This is a genomic window from Paraburkholderia sediminicola, from assembly GCF_046026895.1.
GTDB lineage: Bacteria > Pseudomonadota > Gammaproteobacteria > Burkholderiales > Burkholderiaceae > Paraburkholderia > Paraburkholderia sediminicola_C.
Map to the genome: position 1 here is coordinate 1 of NZ_JAQQEU010000110.1, position 17,896 is coordinate 17,896.

13 protein-coding genes and 4 pseudogenes are annotated in these 17,896 nt (G+C 58.9%); 13 read left to right on the forward strand and 4 right to left on the reverse strand.

Annotated features, from left to right (window positions below):
* Positions 1-383: 383 nt before the first annotated feature.
* Together PQR02_RS36895 and PQR02_RS36900 are read right to left on the reverse strand one after the other, a co-directional pair.
* A pseudogene (locus PQR02_RS36895) lies at positions 384-471 on the reverse strand (methyl-accepting chemotaxis protein); the annotation flags it as partial.
* 458 nt (positions 472-929) lie between these two features.
* Positions 930-1,703, reverse strand: a complete 774-nt coding sequence (locus tag PQR02_RS36900; RefSeq protein ID WP_408242796.1) for an SDR family oxidoreductase — start codon at positions 1,701-1,703, stop codon at positions 930-932.
* 1,269 nt (positions 1,704-2,972) lie between these two features.
* Between PQR02_RS36900 and PQR02_RS36905 the strand changes: the two genes are divergently transcribed.
* The 7 genes from PQR02_RS36905 (at position 2,973) to PQR02_RS36935 (ending at position 9,503) form a co-directional block, all read left to right on the forward strand.
* Positions 2,973-4,451, forward strand: coding sequence for a catalase (locus PQR02_RS36905; protein ID WP_408242807.1), 1,479 nt, complete (start codon positions 2,973-2,975; stop codon positions 4,449-4,451).
* A 91-nt stretch (positions 4,452-4,542) separates the two neighbouring features.
* Positions 4,543-5,454, forward strand: coding sequence for an ankyrin repeat domain-containing protein (locus tag PQR02_RS36910; RefSeq protein ID WP_408242797.1), 912 nt, complete (start codon positions 4,543-4,545; stop codon positions 5,452-5,454).
* Positions 5,451-6,182: a DUF4118 domain-containing protein gene (locus PQR02_RS36915; RefSeq protein ID WP_408242798.1), complete on the forward strand. Its 732-nt coding sequence runs from the start codon at positions 5,451-5,453 to the stop codon at positions 6,180-6,182. Before PQR02_RS36910 ends, PQR02_RS36915 begins: the two co-directional genes overlap by 4 nt.
* Positions 6,183-6,218: 36 nt before the next feature.
* The gene (locus PQR02_RS36920; protein ID WP_408242799.1) at positions 6,219-7,103 is read left to right on the forward strand and encodes an alpha/beta hydrolase; all 885 of its coding nucleotides are present in this window, start codon (positions 6,219-6,221) and stop codon (positions 7,101-7,103) included.
* Positions 7,096-7,293: a hypothetical protein gene (locus PQR02_RS36925; RefSeq protein WP_408242800.1), complete on the forward strand. Its 198-nt coding sequence runs from the start codon at positions 7,096-7,098 to the stop codon at positions 7,291-7,293. The genes PQR02_RS36920 and PQR02_RS36925 overlap by 8 nt, the downstream gene beginning before the upstream one ends.
* A 308-nt stretch (positions 7,294-7,601) precedes the next feature.
* Positions 7,602-8,579: an MlaA family lipoprotein gene (locus PQR02_RS36930; RefSeq protein WP_408242801.1), complete on the forward strand. Its 978-nt coding sequence runs from the start codon at positions 7,602-7,604 to the stop codon at positions 8,577-8,579.
* 615 nt (positions 8,580-9,194) lie between these two features.
* Complete coding sequence (locus tag PQR02_RS36935; protein ID WP_408242802.1) at positions 9,195-9,503, forward strand: hypothetical protein; 309 nt, start codon at positions 9,195-9,197, stop codon at positions 9,501-9,503.
* Between the two features lie 563 nt (positions 9,504-10,066).
* On the opposite strand, the gene PQR02_RS36940 is transcribed toward PQR02_RS36935, so the two are convergent.
* Positions 10,067-11,218, reverse strand: coding sequence for a porin (locus tag PQR02_RS36940; protein WP_408242803.1), 1,152 nt, complete (start codon positions 11,216-11,218; stop codon positions 10,067-10,069).
* Positions 11,219-11,882: 664 nt separating this feature from the next.
* On the opposite strand from PQR02_RS36940, the pseudogene PQR02_RS36945 reads away from it, so the two are divergent.
* The 6 genes and pseudogenes from PQR02_RS36945 to PQR02_RS36970 form a co-directional block, all read left to right on the forward strand.
* A pseudogene (locus PQR02_RS36945) lies at positions 11,883-12,194 on the forward strand (ABC transporter permease); the annotation flags it as partial.
* A gap of 25 nt (positions 12,195-12,219) precedes the next feature.
* Entirely contained in the window at positions 12,220-13,008 is a 789-nt protein-coding gene (locus tag PQR02_RS36950) for an ABC transporter ATP-binding protein (RefSeq protein ID WP_408242804.1), read from the forward strand.
* A complete protein-coding gene (locus PQR02_RS36955) occupies positions 13,005-13,886 on the forward strand; it encodes a carbon-nitrogen hydrolase family protein (RefSeq protein ID WP_408242805.1) in 882 nt (293 codons plus the stop codon). Before PQR02_RS36950 ends, PQR02_RS36955 begins: the two co-directional genes overlap by 4 nt.
* Positions 13,887-13,918: 32 nt before the next feature.
* Positions 13,919-15,460, forward strand: a complete 1,542-nt coding sequence (locus tag PQR02_RS36960; protein ID WP_408242806.1) for an amidohydrolase family protein — start codon at positions 13,919-13,921, stop codon at positions 15,458-15,460.
* A gap of 8 nt (positions 15,461-15,468) precedes the next feature.
* A pseudogene (locus tag PQR02_RS36965) lies at positions 15,469-15,822 on the forward strand (peptidase M20); the annotation flags it as partial.
* Between the two features lie 82 nt (positions 15,823-15,904).
* Positions 15,905-17,311 (forward strand): annotated as a pseudogene (locus PQR02_RS36970) (ISKra4 family transposase).
* 69 nt (positions 17,312-17,380) lie between these two features.
* Here the strand turns inward: PQR02_RS36970 and PQR02_RS36975 are convergent.
* Positions 17,381-17,887: a TniQ family protein gene (locus tag PQR02_RS36975; protein WP_408242808.1), complete on the reverse strand. Its 507-nt coding sequence runs from the start codon at positions 17,885-17,887 to the stop codon at positions 17,381-17,383.
* Positions 17,888-17,896 lie beyond the last annotated feature (9 nt).

Below are 17,896 nucleotides of genomic sequence, written 5' to 3' on the forward strand. Positions count from 1 at the left end.
TCCCGCAGGTACGGGATCCGTCGACCGGCATGCAAATTCGCTCGATAACATGTTCGACTTCGAGCGCGAGCCGAATCTGCGTCCTCTCATCCTCGATCAGGTCACCGGAGCGGTCGTCAAGGGTGACAGCGACGACGGCAAGCGCCGCGACTGAAACGACTGAAGCACGACAGCTAGCTCAAAGTTGAGTGCAAGCGCACGGGATTGTACAAGCCGTCAACACAACACCCATATTACCGAGTCGCGGGAAGTTCTCTATCGCTGGCACCTATGGTGCGGACGTACGGTGTGGATTTTCAACACGGTAGAGAAGAACGGAGAGACTGTACTGCGCTGCGCGCTGGATTCGCTCGAGACGGCGCGTGTATCGGAGGTGCCGCGTTCACGATGCTCGCCTGCACCCGCGGCTTCGACCACTGCGCTGAGCGCGAGAATGTTAGTCTGAAACGCAATTCCTTCGATCACTGATGATTTCCGATCGGACGCGGCGCCGGAAGGCCGAAATTCGCGCGAGCTATCGGGGCCATTCTCGGCTCCTGTATGACGTGCAATCCGGTCAATGGCGGTTCGTGGATGGCGGATTCAACCGGTGGATGCAACACACTGAAGACTGCGCAAGCAGTGGGAGTGTTGCAGATGAAACAGCGACGCCGGATTTATTACAGCGAGAAGCAGAAAGCGCTGATCTGGGAACGCTGGCAGAAAGGGGAATCTCTCCAGAAGATCGCCCATAGAGTTCATTTGCTCGAGCTATCGCAGACTTACACGACTCGCATTTTTCGTCTTACATGCTACCGTGCCTCCGACCACCTCTTTACATGGGGCCGAGGACCTCGCCATGCAAGCCACTAACGAGTCCTCGCGTCCAGCACGTCTAATAGTGGACGATGCCTCACGAACTGACATGTGGCACCGGGATCAGCGGTCGCTCAAGCGACGTCTGAGGTTGACCCGGATAGGGCTTCCGTCATTTGCGCATTAAAGCTATGGACGAGGGCTTGTTCGCCGGGGCCGGGGTTCGCTCGCAGCGGCCTGGCACCTTCAACCAGAACCTCATCCGCATCGGTACCGAGGACAGCGATCGTTTCGGCGATGAACGCGTCAAGCGGCATCGCCAGTTCGGCTTCGCGGCTGTTGAGGAGGTCCGTGCGCACCCAGGGCGGTGCAATCTCGAGCACGCGAACCTTCGTATCCCGCAACGTCAAGCGCTGCGAGAGGACGTACGAATGGAGTGCCGCCTTGGTCGACGAGTACACCGCGGCCGCGGCCAACGGCACGAAAGCAAGCACGGAGCTCGTATAGGCGACCACAGCGTCATTCTGCGTCTTGAGGTGATCGATTAGAGCTGACGTCATGCGAATCGGCCCCATGAGGTTGGTCGTAATGGTGGACACCATCAGCGCATCGTCAATCCGGCCGCCCACCTGGTCCAGCAGCATGATGCCTGCGTTATTGATCAGCGCATTGAGTTCGGGATAGTCCGCGATCAACTGCGCCGCTACCCGGTCGATGCTGGCCGGATCGGTGATGTCGAGTTCGATCGCAGCCATCCCGGGGTTCGCCGCAATCACCTCGTCGAGATGGCCGCGCCTACGGCCGGCGATGATAACCTTGTTGCCGCGCCCGTGCAGCGCCTCGGCAAGCCCGCGGCCGATGCCCGAACCGCCTCCTGTGATGAAGATCGTGTTTCCGGTGAGTTTCATAGTCGTATCCCTGTTGGTGCTTCCATGGTCAGGCAGGAAAGAGGTCGCCGAACATCGGCAGGCCACTAACGGATTGGGCCGTGGTCGCTTCGTCCTGAAGGACATCCCAGTGGTCGGCGAGGTTGCCGTCTTCGAAGCGGACGATGTCGCTCGCGATCCACGCGGCGGGTCTGCCGTTTCAGTTAGGAAATAGCACGAGGCGCCAAGTTCCAATACGTTTGAGAAAAACTGTATTGCCGATCGGGAGCGAGCCGAAGTCTTTACTGCGGGAGCAGCATTTGAAGTGCGTAAAAAGCGCCCAGTTCCAGTGCTGCCGCAGACTGTGACATCAGTCTTGAACTATCGCGTCCGTCAACCGCTTTCTAAACGATCACCACACCTGCCGGTTTTTCGTCTCATGCTCGGCAAGTTGACAACACTCGGTCGAGAGCCTGCTTCTTCGTATGAGCCTGCATCGAAGTGACGGGTTAAACAAATCTCTTTGACGACCATCTCGAACGTGACCGAACTGTAATGTTGACGCCATGCACTCATCAGAATCACGCATCTAGACTCCTTGTGGTATATCGCCATAACGAAGAGGTTGGTTTGCGTCTCCTGGTCGACACGGCAATAGTGTCTGTGAAGAAACTAGGAACTTTCAGAGTCTGCCGGCCAGACTACGGCTACCGTCAGGCGTGGCCGACGGTTATCCAGTGGGATCGCGTTGTCGCTTGTACTGCTGCGGCGGACGAACCGTCGGCGTAGAAGCTCACGCTCAGAGAACGCCCCCGGGAGGGGCGTACTGCAGGGTTAGCTCGTGTTAGCCAAGTGCCTCGTCATCGCCAAAATCGCACAGACGCCGTTCTTTAAATAGCACAGACGTTGGCGTGCCTCGTCACCGCACGCATATGCCAGAGCGAAGCCCCAACGCGGTTGTTCTCTACTGCGCGTACGAATGTCCGACCGGCAGCGCTGCTGCATTAGCCTCTCCTCTGAGGTTGCTGTGGCATGAAGGATCCGTGTCATTCGGCATGGGTGCCGTTGAATCACCATTGAGAAGTTAGGAAACCGAATGTTTTTATCGCTGACAGGTCTGTTATGTACGCAAGCCTGGTCCATGACTATCGCGTTCATTAAAAATGGCGATTGGACCGCTCAAGGGCATCGACATAGCATGCACCGCCCGATTAGCGATGTCTTGAGTAGTAACCGACCCCCGGAGCCCATATGCAACATGCAACTAGAGTCTTCAAAAGAACGCTTCTGTCCGTCGTCTTTAGCGCCACGATGTTGCCGCCTGTCTTTGCAGCCAACCTGACCCGCGACAACGGATCTCCTGTTGGAGACAACCAGAATTCGGAAACAGCGGGGCCCGAAGGTCCCGTGCTACTGCAGGATTCGCATCTGGTTGAAAAGCTGCAGCGTTTCGATCGCGAGCGTATTCCCGAACGTGTCGTTCATGCGCGAGGAACAGGTGCCTTTGGCGAGTTCGTTCCAAGTGCCGATCTATCCGACCTGACAACGGCACAGGTCTTCTCGCCGGGCAGTAAAACGCCGGTATTCGTGCGGTTCTCAACGGTGATGGGCTACCGCGGATCTCCTGAACAAGCGCGCGATCCCCGCGGTTTCGCGATCAAGTTCTACACTGGGCAGGGCAATTGGGACATGGTTGGCATTAACTGGCCGATCTTCTTCATCCGCGACGCGATCAAGTTCCCGGACTTCGTCCACGCCAACAAACCCAGCGCGGTCACTGGCGTCCAGGATGCCAATCTGGCGTTTGATTTCTTCGCGCATACGCCCGAGGCGACGAATATGCTCACGCATCTTTATAGCGACGAGGGCATGCCCGATTCTTACAGGCACATGGACGGATTTGGAGTACATGCCTTTAAGTTCGTGAATGCGAAGGGCGAGGTGCACTACGTCAAGTTCCACTGGGTCAGCGACCAGGGCAAGAAGGACTTGCGTCCCGGTGAAATCGCCGGATCTATTGGCGCGGACTGGAACCTGATGACCAACGATCTCTACGGCTCGATCCGTAAAGGCGATTTCCCCAAGTGGGATCTGTATATCCAGGTTCTTAAGCCGTCCGACCTGAACAAGTTCTCTTACGATGCGCTTGACGACACCAAGGACTGGCTCGGCGTACCTGAGCGCAAGGTCGGCACAATGACGCTGAACCGCGTGCCCGACAACTACTTCGAGTCCACCGAAGAGTCCGCGTTCGCGCCGTCCCGACTGGTTCCTGGCATTGAACCGTCGGAAGACCGGATGCTCCAGGGCCGTCTGTTTGCGTACGCCGATACGCAAATGTACCGCTTGGGTGCGAACTACAATTCGCTTCCGATCAACCGGCCGCTGGTTGACGTCCACAGCAACAATCAAGACGGAAAAATGAACGCGAGCGGTCGTACCGGCGACGTCAACTATGAGCCGTCGGGGATTAGCGAGCTAAGCCAGAACCCGAAATACAAGTACGTGCAGACGCCATTGTCCGGAACAACGCAGCAGATCGCGATTCACAAGAAGCAGAACTTCCGGCAAGCGGGCCAGTATTACGAAAGTCTTACCGAGCAAGGCAAGGGCGATCTCGTCACCGCGCTGTCCGGCGACTTGAGGCATGTCACGAATGAAGACAACGAGTACACGATGCTGTCTTACTTCAACAAGGCCGATCCCGACCTGGGCGCCCGCCTGATCCGTGCGCTGAACGCGGACGGCTCGAAGGTGAAGACCTTGTCGGCGAAGCTGTCCGACGAGTAATTTCAGGCAAGCTTGATTCGCCTTTAGCCGTCACCGCTAACAAGAGGCGCGCCGCTAAACCAGCGTGCCTCGTCTCACGGAAACATCTGGTTTGAAGGAGCTCGGAAACTTTGGCTTTACATGGCGTTCCATCGCTAGCGTGGCTGCATGTGCAGTGGTTTTGGCAGGATGCGCATCGGAAGTCACGACTGCTCCTGCTCTGCATCTGGACGCGAGCCAGCACGTCGCCGCGCATCAATACGACAAGGAATGGTTCAACGCTGCACGAGAAGGACGATGGGACATTCTCGATGCTTTGCTCAAGGCGGGTTACCCCATCGAAAGCGCCAATTCGAGCGGCTACACAGCGCTGATTCTTGCCGCCTACGACAATCATCCCGATACGCTCGGCAAGCTGATGGCCGCCGGCGCGAATGCGTGCGCAGCGGACCACAATGGCAACACGGCTTTGATGGGCGTCATTTACAAAGGTCAGCTCGACATCGCAAGGACGCTCCTGCAAGCGCGCTGCGACGTTAACGCAACCAATAACGCGGGCGAAACCGCACTTGCTTTCGCCGCGCTTTTTGGACGCTTTGGCTTGTTCGATGACCTGATCGCGCATGGCGCGGACCCGGATCATGCGGACGCGCGGGGAAACACTGCCCTCGCGACCGTTCAAGCGCAAGGCAATCTGGCGGCGATGGAAGCGCTTAGAAAAGTCGGTGCGACGCACGGATTTACTTGTCACAAATGTCAGACATGTCGCTTTTGTCGGTCTGCTCGATCAAAAGTGCGCGATCTGGTCAGTCTGGCAGTACGCGCGAGCTGCGAACCTAAACCTGTCGACGTATCGGTTCCGTCAACGCTGGACGCGCTCTCCGCCCAGCGGATATTAGCTCGTTTCATGGACCGTAATAGCCGGCTATCACTTTGCTTTGGCTCTCCTCGATATGGGGGCCAGACGTGTGCTCGCCCTCTCAGCCGCCGAATGCAAGGCACCAAATCAAACGACACTATATGAAAGTTCGTAATGCAAGCCGCTGGGCTCCGCGGGGTCTCGGGGGCTGGTATTTTGCGGTATTCGCACTCGTCATCGCAAGTGGAGTTCGGTTGCTGCTGCACCCGCTACTAGGACCAATCATGCCTGGAACGGCATACTTCATCGCCGCCGCGTTGATCGAATATTTCTTCGGAATGGCGCCTGCGCTCGCCGTCATGGCAGTTGGCCTTGCGCTCGCCGACTTCCTGTTTGTGCCCCCGTACCAGCAGATAGGAGTATTGGATCAGTCCGACGTTGCGCTGATCGTGTCGCTCCCGCTGGTTAGCATGCTGGTGATTTGCCTGATAGAGAGGTTGCGACGTTCTGAATATCGCGCCGAACTCATCGCCCTGGTGGCGCAGTCGCGCTATGAAATGCTCTTGCGTGCGGATAATGAACGCGCGATCGCCAGTCGCGCTGCAGATGAAACTCATCGGCTGATACGAAATCTTCCTCGCTATCACGATGACATTGTCCCGACTCAGGCGCCCGTTCACCAGGCAGTGCGCTGCCATGGCGAGAGTGACCCGGCTTCCGCACCAAAAACGAAACCAGCGGCGACCGCGCCGGGGATGCGCTATGAGCATGTCCATGCGAACGATATCAGCCGCCTCTCATCCACACTCGTGCCTAGTAGCTGCCATCGCACTCGCATCGACGTGGGCGTAGGACAGTACAAGCTGATCGACAGCGCGGCGAATAGACTTTGACGCACGCCGGCGAGTTTCTAGTGAGCGAAGTGAGGATTGAAATTGTTAAACACGAAGTCGCAGTTCAACGCAAGTGGGGATCACGCGGTGCTCCTGGTCCATGGTCTTTCGAGTTCGCCGCTGGAGATGCGGTTTCTAGCTCGCGCTTTGGCGCGCAGTGGCTTCGCAACCTATGCGCCAGTGTTCGACGGCTATAGTGCCGGATCGCCGGAAAGAAGGATGGAGCAGTGGCTTGCAGCGGCCGTCGGCAGATTCGACGAACTTTCCCAACGATATCGACGCGTTTCGGTGTGCGGCCTCTCGATCGGGGCGACTTTGGCGCTCGCGCTCGTCAAGCAGCGACCCTCGGCTCAGGCGGTCATTCTCTTGTCCGTCACGCTAGCCTACGACGGCTGGGCTATCCCGTGGTATCAATTCCTGCTAGGTCTGGCCTATTACACGCCGATGCGAGGAAGGTGGCGATATCGCGAAGAATCGCCATTCGGGCTCAAGAACGAAGCGCTTCGCGCGAAAATTGCTCGCGCGATGCAAAGCAACGCGATCAGCGAGATTGGTCCTTCCACCATATCGCTGTCGGCGCTTCATGAAGCGTCCCGGCTCGCGAAAAGCGTGCGCAGGTTCCTGGGCGATATTAAGACCGATTGCCTCACGGTTCACGCCATAGATGATGAAACCGCGAGTGCCAACAACGCGAGATTCGTCAGCGCGCACATTGGGGCATCGTTCGTGCGTTCTATATATCTCGACGACTCGTATCACATGATCGTCTCCGACAACGAGCGCGAAATTGTAGCGGGCGAAGTCAGCCTGTTTCTGCGCGATAGCGAAGCGGCGCAAGGCGGCGTGGCTGGAGAAGGCACGCCGATCGTCTCCAAAGCGCTCGCAAGGCGTTTGCGACAAATTGCGAAGCCAGGTGGATGAAGTACCGCTAAATGTCGAAGCGGACGGCAGGATCGGCATGCGTCAGGGGGACGGCCTGCAACTCGAGCCCTACGTGTACTTCCTGCATGTACTCACCGAATTGTCGCAGCACGCGCCGAATGCCAATGCCTCGAAGCTGCTGCCGTTCAACTTCGCGAAACTCCCGGCTCGGGCGCGTAGCCCCGCTTGATCGTGCCGGCGCAATTGCGCGGACAATGTCAATCGATGCGCTGTGGTCAGGTTGATAACGAATCACTTGCTTGCCAATGACCAAGGGTACAAGGTGACAATCTCCAAGCCGCTTACCGATTTCCCTTCTGGAGTGACACGGTCGATCCGCGTCGCATGAATGAATTTCTTTAGGAACAGATCGTGAAATTTCCCGAGCAACATTACTGGGTGCACCCACGCTTCAAACATCGTCCGCCAGGCATGCCGGCGGTGTATTGAATGTTACGCATTGTCAGAGATCTAGCCTCAAGCGAGTGTCCCGGCGAAATGAGCAAAGCAGTAACGACAACGATACGCGCCACAGGGATGGCAGTGGCGGCAGCACTGGTACTCGCAGGCTGTGCGACGGTACAGACGCCGACCAGGGGTGATCCACTGGAAGCGCTCAATCGTACTGTCTTCACGTTCAATGACAAGGTCGACCAGTACGCCTTGAAGCCGGTCGCTCAGGCGTATGTACGGGCACTGCCGCAGCCGGTGCAGGACAGCGTTACGAACTTTTTTTCTAACATCGGCGACGTATACACGGCTGCCAACGATCTGCTGCAGTTGAAAATTACCGATGGCGTCGAGGATGTCATGCGCGTCACCATCAATACGGTCTTTGGTGTCGGCGGCCTGTTCGACGTCGCGACGCTCGCGAGACTGCCAAAGCACACGGCCGACTTTGGGTTGACGCTCGGTCATTATGGCGTGCCGCCGGGGCCGTATCTCGTTCTTCCGCTGCTCGGTCCGAGCACCGTGCGTGACACTGCGGGGATGCTCGTCGAGTTCGAAGCGGATCTGACAACGTACATCCAGCCGATCTGGGTCCGGACGACACTTTATGGCGTGCGGGTCGTTAGCGAGCGCGCATCGCTGCTCGGCGCGGAGAATCTCCTGGCGGGTGCTGCCCTCGACAAGTATTCGTTCGTACGAGACGCGTATCTGCAGCGTCGCCAGTATCTGATCTCCGACGGCAATCCACCTCGGCCGGCCTACGACGACTCGGGCCCCGATACAGGCCCAGACAGCATAAGCACGCCGGCGTCCGGAGCGGCCGGACAGTCCAGCACAGTTGCCCCCGCGCCCGCTGCTGCAAACGCACCTGGGGCCGCCTCCAACGCTGCTGGGTCGACTGTGTCCAGGTGGTCTACAGATGATGCCGCCGGGGCGTTATTACAGTTTGCCGAACCGGCTGCCAAGGTAAGTGGTATTCGCGCCGGTGAACCGGGCAACGTGCACCCGCTTCAACGCAAATCGTGAGTTGCGATACACACATAGTGAGGCAATGAAAGATATGGGGATGATTTTGTCTGTTAAAGAAGCACGTGATGTGCTACGCGACATATAGCGAGCACAGCCGAGCTAAAAAGACGAGATACATGATGAAAAGTAAGTTCTCTGTCGACGCGCATTTCTACACTCACAACGGACCCTACAACCTCGGTGAGGTCGCCGGCGTTATGAATGGAATCGCAGCCAAGTCCGACCATGTGCCAAGCGGAGTTGCGCCGCTTAAGCCTCCAGGACGAGCTGCACGCGCTTAGTGCCCAGTTGGTCGACCAGGCGGCCTACCTGCGGCTGGCGAAAACGCTTATGGCATTCCTGGGGCGTTTGCGTAGGAGCTCAAGCCCGCAGTGATTGAATCTCGGGCGGAACGCGGGTTAGTCCTATCGCCAAACAAGACCAAAATAACGCGTATCGTCTCAAGCGTACCGCGCATGAAGCGGTGCATCGGGTAGCGACGGCGATTGTTCAGTGCAAGACCCGCGTCAGGTGGCGCGTCGGGTCAAGGACGACGACGTAATGCATGTGCTGAAGCTGATGCTGACGGCGTCGGGCAAATAAGGCGTTCGGCAAGGCGGGGTGCTTTCACCATTGCTCAGTAACATCTATCTCATTGACGTAGACCGTATGCCCGAGCGGGCGAAAGAAGCCGCGCGCAACGGGAAGTACACCTACGTCGGGCATGCCCGATTCGCTGACGATCGGGGGGTGCTGATCGATGCCCATCCGCGCCATGCGTGGCTGCTGAGGGCGGTGACCAGGCGACTTCAGGAAAAATTCGCCAAACTGCAGGTCGAGGTCAATAAAGACAATAGCCGCACCGGGTTGTATGAGGAACTGAAGCTGTTCAACGGCTATCGTGTTCGTCCTGCTGCCGCAGCCAAAGCGCGCCCCGCGTGATAGATCCCATAAATCTTGACATGAAGCACACAGGAGAGCGTAGTGCCGGAAATCGGCCCGCTGCGTTCGACGTGGCGTGAGCTAAAAACGTGACCATGGTTGCCGGATGCGGGGCATCGCGAAAGCGGTGGAATAACCACCAGCGCCTACCGGTGCGCGCGCCAGTTCTCGACCCTACCTGAGGAGGCTGGGCGCGGGTGATCGCGCTCAGCTACCCGACAACCCGCGCCACTACTGCAACAGCTGATCTGCCGTTCGAGATCTTTGTTCCACCGTCGGCGCATCGCGCCACGATCCCCTCGTCTGCGCCGTACAAGAATCTTCGCGCCATTTCATATTGCACGACATCACGAAGACGTATCGGCCCTGCGGGAAAAACGAATAGCATGATGAGTAAATTTGAGGAAACTTTTGAGGGCAAGCGGGAGGGCGACAGGACCGAAAGCCCACGACACGGAGAGAATAGCGCGCAAACGCACGCGACCGCGCGCCGACCTGCGACCGGTGCGCGGTTGTGGTTGCTTTCCTAACTAGCGGCTCGATCAGGAAATGGCGGATTCACCTCAGAAGCGATGGCGCATGCCGATCGTCACCGCCGTCTGGTTGGCGGTGGACGACGGCGACAGCGTATTGATCGCGGCCACGTTCGCACCCAGCGATCCCAACTGACCCGAGGCGTGCTGGTACACACCTTCCAGGTACACATCCGTGCGCTTGCTCAAAGCGTAGTCGCCTTGCAGCGAGCCCGTCTGCCACTTAGGATCGCCCGCTCCGTTGGAACCGGTGACCTTGCCGTCGGTGAACGTGTAGGCGGCCGCGAGGCTCAGCGCCGGCGTCAATGCGTAACGGCCGTTGAGTTCATAATTGTCCATATGAAGGTTCGTGCCGCCGATGCCGCCGATGACCGTCCCGCCGACGTTGATGCCTTGTACATTGTCCAGCTGCGTGTGGGTATACAGGAAGCCGACGGTCGCCGCGCCGTACGTGTAGTTCGCGCCGGCGCCGTAAGTGCGCTGCAGGGCCGCGGCAATGTTTGCGTCGCCGTTGCCCAACGAGACCGCGCCACCGGTGTTGTTGCTGCCGGAATTGTTCAGTTGCAAATACGAGGCCGCGACATTCAACGGACCGTTCTGGTATGAAGCGCCCGCGCTCCATGCCCGGTTGTTCGAGAACTGACCGGCCGCATTGCTGAAGCCATACAAGCCGCCGAACTGGATGCCGTTGTAATTCGCGCTCGTGTACTTTACGGAGTTCTTAACCGAGAAAGTACCGTCGAGATTGTCATTATCGAACGGGTGGGCGGCCAGATTATTGCCATAACCGTAGCCTGCAGCTGAAATCGGTGCGAGATAGTCGACCATCGAGTCGTATTGGCGACCCAGAGTGATCTGGCCATATTGATCGCTCTTCAGGCCGACATAAGCCTGACGGTTGAACATCGTGCCGTTTTCTTTGAATGCGCCATTGTTGAGGTTGAAGCCGCTTTCCAACGTGAAGATCGCATGCAGGCCACCGCCGAGGTCTTCATTGCCGCGCACGCCGAACAACGTATTCGACAGGGACCCGCTTCCCTGCTGAAAGTTGCTATGGCCCAACTGATTATTCGAGTAGACCAGCCCTGCGTCCAGCGTGCCGTAGAGGGTCACGCTGCTTTGAGCTTGCGCCGAGACCGCAAACGCGCCCAGCAATGAGGCGGCAAAAAGCGTTTTCTTCATGTTCTTCTCCAGATTGCATGGTGAAACAAAACAGACCGCGGTTGGCGATGCTGGGCAGGGCGCCGATGGCCGCGGCGAAACACTCTGATAATCGAGCGCGCAGTGTACGGGGCGGATAATCGTGATGACACGCGAATGGCGTAAAGAGTCTTTTCCGATGTGCGCAATGACGAATCATTTCAAGCCGCGAGCGTTAAAAGGGTAATGTCAACTTGTGTGCCGCGTTCGACCAGCGTTAGTTAGTGTTACGAAGTGATATGTCGGGGTAGCTGCACCGTCGAAATGCACGTCACGCGTTCCCACGTCTCGAAGGGCTGGGTGCGTAGCGCCGGCTTTTGCTTTGCATCGGTGCGTTAACGGCAATGCATGCCAGGTAGAGTTAGGAGACGTTCAACTTCACTCTCTTTGAACGAAGCGCGTGCTCAAGGCCTCCAGAGACGATGAGCTGATTTCATTCTGTGTAACCGGGTGTGACCCCAAGCTGACGCGCACATGACAACATTGTCACGTTGCGCTCCCACACCTTCAACTGGTTACGGGTTTTTTGCAAGAGGCAAAGTCGGCTGAAACGGCCATGGTGCATGGATCAGCGTCGCCCCACTGGAATCGGCTGGAATCCCCATGCGTTGAAGGTTGAGATGGCCGCCGCACCCACCTTAACGTCGCCGCCGTGATGGGCGCGACGCGCGCGCAGACGTTCCGCCATGTGATTCTGCCGGCCATTTTGCCGTCGCTCTTCATGGTGCTGCGCATGAACCTGTTCGGCGCGTGGATGGTGGTGCTGGTGGCGGAAGCGACCGGCGTCGGCAGCGGGCTCGGCCAGGTCGTCATGCTCGCGCGCAATACCTTCAACTCGAGCCTGTCGTTCTTCACGATGACGCTGATCGGCGTCACCGGCTTCGCCTTCGACGTTGCGCTGCGAATCGTCCAGCGCAAGGTGCTGTTCTGGGTGCCAAGTAACGGTCTGGGGAAATGATATGAGCCAGAACAAATCAGCTTCCGTGCAACCGCCGCTCGTCACCTGCAAGGGCGTCGGCAAAACATGGCAGACAGACGGCGCACCGTTCGTTGCCTTGCGTGATATCGACCTGGATATCGCGCGCCGCGAATTCGTCGTATTCCTCGGTCCAAGCGGGTGTGGCAAAAGCACCCTGCTCTATCTGATCTCAGGACTGGAACAGGTATCCAGCGGTCGCATCATGTGCGGCGGCGCCGAGGTGAGCGGACCGGGCACGGACCGAGGACTCGTCTTCCAGGACGCCTCGCTCTTCCCATGGCTGAGCGTGGGCGAAAACATCACCTTCGGCCTGAAAATGCAGCACATGCCCAAGGAAAACCGGCGGCGTATCGCAGAGGAAATTCTCGAGCGTGTCGGCTTGTCCGAAGCCATCGATAAACGGCCCGACCAGCTCTCGGGCGGCATGCGCCAGCGTGTTGCAGTGGGGCGCGCACTCGCGCTGAAACCCGAGATACTGCTGCTCGACGAGCCGTTCGCCGCGCTGGACGTGCAAACACGTGCGAAGATGCAGGACTTCCTGATCCAGGTCTGGCGGCAAAGTAGCGTGTCGATGGTGTTCGTCACTCACCACATCGACGAAGCCATTGCGCTCGCCGACCGAATCGTCGTGTTTACCGCGCGCCCGGGGCGCATCAAGACCATCATTCCAGTCGATCTGCCTCGTCCGCGAGACACGCGCAGCAGGGCGTTCCACGATCTCAGCGTCCACCTTACCGACCTGATGCGCGATGAAGTCGATCGCGCCTTCGCCGAGCAGGAGCGGGTCCGATGAATCCGTCGGTAACTCTGGGCACACTTCGGGTCGCGGCACTGCAATTGCCCCCCTGCACAACCGACCTTTCCAGTAACGAGGCCGTGGCATTTGCCGCCGTGCACGCCGCCGCCGATGATGGCGCCCAGTTGATCGTCTTGCCCGAGCTCTCGATGGTGCCGTACTTCGCGAGCGCGCCGGGCGGGCAATATCGTGACTGGGCGGAGCCCGCCGACGGTCCCCTCGCCGCACGCTGCGCCGCGCTGGCCAGGAAGCGTGGCATCGCGCTGTTCGTACCGTTCTACGAAATCGATCGGGCGAGTGGCCGGTATCACAACGCCGTGCTCGGCTTCGATGCCGACGGCAAGCCGCTGCGCGCCGGCCCGGTTGCGCGCAAGCTTCACCTGCCAGTCGGCGACGACCCGCCGCCCGGCTACGACGAAGCCGCGCACTTCACGCCTGGCGACGCACTGCACGTCGTGCAGGTAGGCGCGTGGCGCATCGGCGTTCTGGTCTGCTACGACCGCCGCTTTCCAGAATGCTGGCGCGCGTTGCGTGCGGCCGGCGCCGATCTCGTCATCGTGCCCGTCGCCGGCAGCGGTGGCGACGACATGGATTTCTTCGTCGGGGAGCTGCGCACGCACGCGCGGGAAAATGGGCTGGCGGTCGTTTGCGCGAACAAGATCGGTGACGAATTCCTCGATGGCGTGCGCATCGACAACTATGGCGAGTCATGTGTGATTGCCGCCGACGGCGCTGTACTCGGCCGCCGGCCCGGCAACGAAGGACCCGGCATTGTCAGCGCGACGCTCGCGCATGCAGAGATCGCGGCGACCCGCGAAAAGCTGTCTTACTTCGATCATCGGCGTGTCGATCTATACGACACACCATCGTTCTGAAACTACTCTTCTCCATTCAGGTAAAAGCAACCATGTCCGAAACATTGATTGTCGCTGGCTGGATCGTCAAGGGCGTCGCCGACCGGCACACCGCAGAGGTCATCCGCGACGGCGCCCTGTATCAACGCGACGGCGTGATCGTCGAGATCGGCGATGCGCAGCAGCTGATCGCAAAGTATCCGAACGCGCCGCGTCTCGGCTCGCCCGATACGGTGCTGCTGCCTGGCTTCGTCAACAGTCACCATCACGTCGGCCTGACGCCGCTGCAACACGGCTCTCCGGACTACGCGCTGGAACTGTGGTTTGCAAGCCGGATGGGTACACGCGAGATCGATCTTTACCTCGATACCCTGTACTCCGCCTTCGAAATGATCGCGTCCGGCATTACCACGGTGCAGCACATCCACGGTTGGCGGCCTGGTCCGCTGTCGTCGATACATGAAGCCGCGTCCGGCGTTCTGAAGGCGTACCGGGACATCGGCATGCGCGCGTCGTACAGCTTCGCCGTGCGCGAGCAGAATCTGCTTGTCTACGAAGCCGACGAAGACTTCGTCAAACGCCTGCCGGCCGACATCGGGGCGAAGCTCGCCGCGCATCTGAAAGCGCAGCGGGTCCCGCTGGCCGACCATCTGCAGTTGTTCGACATGCTCACGCAGGACAATGAAGGCCAATCGCTGACCCGGATTCAGCTTGCACCTGCCAACCTGCACTGGTGCAGCGATGAGACACTGCTTGCCATCAAGGAACGCGCCGACAAAGCCGGCGTACCGATGCATATGCATTTGCTCGAAACCGCCTACCAGAAGGAATACGCGCGCCGCCGGACGGGCAAGACGGCGGTCGCGCATCTGAACGATCTCGGTCTGCTCGGTCCGTCGCTAACCCTCGGCCATGGCGTGTGGCTGACCGAAGCAGACATCGAGATGGTCGCGCATACCGGCACCTGCATCTGCCATAACTGCAGTTCGAATCTACGTTTGCGCAGTGGCGTGGCACCCCTGAATGCGTTTGCCAAATACGGTGTGACCGTCGGCATGGGGCTCGACGAAGCGGGTATCAACGAAGACCGCGACATGTTGCAGGAGATGCGCCTCGCACTGCGCGTACACCGCACGCCGGGAATGGACGACGACGTGCCGACCTGCCCGCAGATACTGAAGATGGCCACCGAGGATGGCGCTCGAACCACCCCGTTCGGCGCACAAATTGGTCGCCTGGAAACCGGACGCCTGGCCGATCTGGTGCTGATGAACTGGAAGACGGCCACGTATCCATATCAGGACGATAACATTCCGATGCTCGATGCGCTCATGCAGCGCGCCAAGACCAATGCGGTCGATGCCGTGATGATTGCCGGCGAAGTGGTGTACCGGGATGGCCGGTTCACGCACGTGGATCGCGATGCGATCCTCAACGAGATCGAACAGACTCTCGCGAAGCCGCGCAACGAGCTGAAGCAGGCGGAGCGGGAACTGGGCACGGCAGTATTTCCCCATGTAAAGGCCTTTTACACTGACTATTTCGCTGTAACGCCGCCGCGTCAGCCGTTTTACGCTCCTTCATCCCGGAACTGATGGATCGAATGACAACGCAAGCCCTTCTGGAAACGATCGACGATCGCTTCGATGCGGAAGTCGAATTTCTGGCCGCCCTAGTTCGCGAGCCCTCTGACAACCCGCCGGGCGATTGTGCGGGTCACGCCGATCTGGCCGCCCGCGCGCTGGAAGGGCTCGGCTTTGAAGTCGAGCGACACGTCGTGCCGGCAGACGCTGTCGCTCAGGCTGGCATGATCAGCGTGACGAACCTGGTGGTTCGGCATCGCTTCGGTGACGGTCCGACGATTGCACTGAACGCACACCGCGATGTCGTGCCGCCCGGCGAGGGCTGGTCGAGCGATCCTTACGGGGCGGAGATCCGGGACGGTTATATGATCGGATGTTGGCGGAAGCCGTTAAAAAGGCTGGGAGACTAGCGCACGGAGGGGTATCGTCTCCCTAACCGTGAGACTAGGAGCCGCCATGCGATGCACGATCGTTGTTGAGTTCGATAACGGCCATGGGAATGTAGTGAAGCGGGTTGAGGTCATGCGGCTTCACAGGCCCATCGAAGACCAGACACCCGGAGACGTGGGACTGTCGCTCGCCGAAGGCAAGTCATTGCTCAATTGTGCAGCAGGAGTTTGTTGTCGAGCAGATCGAACGTTTTTGCGCCTCGCGTAGATCCTGTGTGGATTGCGGCGTCCAGCGTCGGCTGCATGATAATCATTGCTCGGAGCTGAAGACCGCGCTGGGAAAGGTTTACTATTGCCGCGAACAATGGAAGGCCTGCAATTGCGGTGCTGACGGCGCAAGATATGTTTCTCCGCTCAAGAACTACCTGACGGAGGCAAGTACCGGTGAACTGAGATGGCTGCACGCGGAGCTTGGCGCCACGATGCCCTACGGCAAGCCAAGGCCGTCATGGACCTTCTGCTACCCACCTCAGGTCGCGACAATCATGTAACCATTCGCAACCACACCGTGGCCATCGGAAAATCGATACAGCACGCACGGCCGGTGCGTCGGTGGTGCGAGATGGAAAAACCGATTGCGGAGCTTGGCATTGACGTCGGCTATGTTCGTCGCGCACGTTGCAATCGCAAGGGTTCGGGCAAGGAAAACCGCGCAGAAGCCGGGAACCGGTCGTCGTCGATCGCAGTCGTGGTTGCTGCTTTGGGCCAAGCCGGTAAGCAACCAAGAGTGTGGGCCTCCGCCATGCCGCGCACCAGGCGACTGAATCAAGAAATGACACGATTCCTCGAGGACAGCGGATACGGGGATCCTAATGAAGTCGTTGTCCTGACTGATGCAGCTCGGGACCTGGCCGGCGTCGCTAATGATCTCCCATACGATAACGAGTGGATTCTCGATTGGGCACACATTGGGAGGATGTTGCGACGCATTGAGCAGGCTATCGCGCCTCTGGCATATGGGCGACTCACGGACAGTGGATCAGCGTTTGAACTGTGGGATATGTTTGTCCGCTTCCGCCACTACGTTTGGGTCGGACGCACAGCGGCCTGGCAGCAGTTTGCAGCTAGACTCGCTCACTTGCTTGATCTACGTGAGACACGAGATCCGGCAGTGAGCAGCCAAGTCAGGAAAGCGAGCTATAGCCTCTCGAATGTGGTCACGTATCTCAACAGCAACGCTGAGTCGCTGATCGACTATCGCACATGGCAATGTGCGGGAGGACGGATCTCCACCGGCTTCGTCGAATCGTCAATTAACCGAATCGTTGGCCGTCGAATGTGCAAGAGCCAGCATATGCGCTGGAGTCGCGTGGGGGCACACAGTGTCGTGCAATTGCGCGTCGCGTTGTTGAACCAGGAATTCCACGAACTCGCACGACGACAGTTTCCGTGGATTGGTGTTGGAGATCGCTAATTTTGCTAGCGGTGTCCATTGAAGCGCTAATGCTGTCCGTTAATTCTGCTAGCACAGCCGGCCGGTGGCCTAGAACAAGCATCTCTCTCGGTAACGGCCGATCGCTCGATGTGCGGCATCGAAGTTATTTGATAGCCGGAACACGGACGCCGGCACCGTTTCCAGGGGCCTGTGGTGTACGCGACAGAATTCGGCTGTCGGATCAAGCCACTCACGTTTCCAGCGTGGAGCGGACACGTCCGCGTCATTTAGCACGAGGCATCTGAAGCAGTACGGCATGCAGCGACGGTCGGTGAGCCAGCCCGGCGGCGTCTGTATGTGACTCAACCTGCCGTCATCAAGACGCGCGAGCGTCGCGAATCGCCGAAGTGCTGAATGTGAAATCGCCGGGAAAAGCATCCATCCCGCAGTTCCCAGTACAGGCATATCTTCCGAAACGCTGAGTTCCCATAGCGTCCCAACGCTGATCTGATAACGCGTCGCAACCCTGCCTAGCCAGCTTCCGAAAGCTTCTTCATAAAATGGCCTCGGGGCGACCGGCCACGGGGCCGCGTTACTGCGTGATTCGGCAGACATGCTCAAGGT